The sequence below is a fragment of the Synechococcus sp. R8-2 genome (assembly GCF_047461715.1).
Lineage (GTDB): Bacteria > Cyanobacteriota > Cyanobacteriia > Thermostichales > Thermostichaceae > Thermostichus.
Genome location: NZ_JANSHQ010000349.1, coordinates 1 through 1,854 on the forward strand (window position 1 = coordinate 1; position 1,854 = coordinate 1,854).

Below are 1,854 nucleotides of genomic sequence, written 5' to 3' on the forward strand. Positions count from 1 at the left end.
CCAGGGGCTAGGGGCTTGCAACTATGGATACTGAAACGTGGGCTGCCGCAGCTCGACCCAGCCGAGACGCCCTCATCAACCGCATCACCCACCAGATTCGGCAATCCCTGGAGCTGGATCAGATCCTGAGGGCGACGGTGGAGGAGGTGCGCGCCTTTTTGGGTACGGATCGGGTGAAGGTTTACCGCTTTGATCCCGAAGGTCACGGAACGGTGGTGGCGGAAGCACGAGGCGGGGAGCGGCTGCCCTCGCTCTTGGGGCTGACTTTTCCGGCAGGGGACATTCCCGAGGAGGCGCGGCGGTTGTTTCGCCTAGCTCAGGTGCGGGTGATTGTGGATGTGGAGGCGCAGAGCCGTTCCATCAGCCAGCCGGAGTCCTGGGGGTTGTCTGCTAGGGTTCCTCTGGGCGAGCCGCTGCAGCGGCCCGTGGATCCCTGCCATGTTCACTATTTGAAATCCATGGGGGTGGCCTCTTCCTTGGTGGTTCCCCTGATGCATCACCAGGAGCTATGGGGGCTGTTGGTCTCCCATCATGCTGAGCCTCGTCCCTACTCCCAAGAAGAGCTGCAGGTGGTGCAGTTGCTGGCGGATCAAGTTTCCATTGCCATTGCTCAGGCGGAATTGCTGGAGCAAGCGCGGCAGAAGGCGCAGCAGGAACGCCTCATCAACCAAATTGCTGCCCTGGTTTATTCGCCCCTGCACCCGGAGACGACCTTGACCACGGTGCTGGAGCAGCTTGCTGCCGGTTTGCAGGGGATCGGGGCACGGCTGCGGATCCACTTTATGGGCTCAGATACCCTCTGTTGTCATGGCGTGCAACCCCCGGCCAGCTACGACACCTGGCTACAGGAGCAGCTCGGAAGGGCCGGAGGAGCGGGGGGCTGGGTGAAGATGTGGTCGCTCTCCCACTTGGAGAAATGGCCGGAGCTGCAAGAGCAGATGAAGCAGACACCCATTCGTGGCCTGCTGGTGGCCCAGCTCGCCTGGAATGACCAGCCGGTGGGCTGGCTGAGCGTGTTTCGCGGGGCCGTTTACCAAGAAACCCACTGGGCGGGCTACCGTTGGTTTACCCAGGGGGATCCCAGACAAGAACTGCCTTTGATCTCTTTTGCTGCCTGGCGGGAGCTGAAAATTGACGAGCCTAAGGCTTGGTCAGCTGCAGAGCAAGAGCTGATGAGTCGGGTCGGCGTACATTTGGCCCTGTCCATTACGCAAAATCAGCTCTACCGGCAGTTGCAAACCCTCAACGCCCGTCTGGAGCAGGAGGTGCAGGAGCGGACGGCGGCCCTGCAGCGATCTCTGGCTATGGATGCCCTCTTGCAGCGGGTCACCGACCAGGTGCGCAGCAGTTTGGAGGAAGCCCAGATCCTGCGGGCAGTGGTGCAAGAATTGGCTCTGGGGCTGTCCATCCAAGGGTGCGATCTCTGTCTCTACGATTGGGCAGCCGGCCAAGCCACGGTGCGCTACGAATACACCTCTGCCCTACCGCCCGTCGGCGGGATTACCCTGACTTTGGCCGACTACCCCGATCTTTACCGGCACCTGCAAGGGGGTCAAGCGGTGCAATTCTGCCACTTGCCTGGGCAGGGCTGGATCCCCCGTCGGGAAGGGCTGACCCTGCTGGTGTGCCCGCTGCGGGATGACCAAGGGGTGCTGGGGGATCTCTGGCTGGCGAAGCCGGCAGCCGAGTGCTTTGATGAACTGGAGGTGCAGGTGGTGCAGCAGGTGGCGGATCACTGCGCCATTGCCATCCGCCAGGCCCGCCTCTACCAGGCTTCTGTGCAGCAAATTGGTGAGCTGGAGCGCCTCAACCGCCTTAAAGACGATTTTTTGAGCACAGTCTCCCACGAGCTGC

1 protein-coding gene is annotated in these 1,854 nt (G+C 61.9%); it reads left to right on the forward strand.

What is annotated here, in order from left to right:
- Positions 1-23 precede the first annotated feature (23 nt).
- On the forward strand, positions 24-1,854 hold a 1,831-nt coding region (locus NW819_RS08810; RefSeq protein ID WP_414413516.1), incomplete at its 3' end, for a GAF domain-containing protein.